Annotated in this window: 1 protein-coding gene; it reads left to right on the forward strand. The window is 64.5% G+C overall.

What is annotated here, in order from left to right:
• Window positions 1-391, forward strand: a 391-nt coding sequence (locus tag FLP08_RS17260; protein WP_156278158.1) for an MBG domain-containing protein, incomplete at both ends; no start/stop codon positions are given.

The following is a 391-nucleotide window of genomic DNA, read 5'->3' on the forward strand; positions in this document are numbered from 1 at the left end:
TCAACGACCTCTACCAGGCGACCGCCAGCACCACGGCGACCCAGGCGTCGAACGTCGGGCAGTACGCGATCACCGGTAACGCCAATGGCAGCGAGTATTTCAGCCAGCGTTACCAACTGGTGCGCCAGGACGGCAAGCTGACCGTCACGCCGGCGCAATTGATCGTCAGCGCCGACGCCAAGACCAAGGTCTATGGCGACGCCGATCCGACCCTCACCTACCAGGTCAGTGGCCTGAAGAACAGCGATACCGCCGCTGGCGTGCTGAGCGGCAACCTCGGCCGGGTGGCCGGGGAGAACGTCGGCAACTACGGGATACTTCAGGGCGGGCTGGGCCTCAACACGGCCAATTACACCCTCAGCTACGTCGGCAACGACCTGCGCATCACTCC

The organism is Christiangramia aestuarii (assembly GCF_009735585.1).
Lineage (GTDB): Bacteria > Bacteroidota > Bacteroidia > Flavobacteriales > Flavobacteriaceae > Christiangramia > Christiangramia aestuarii.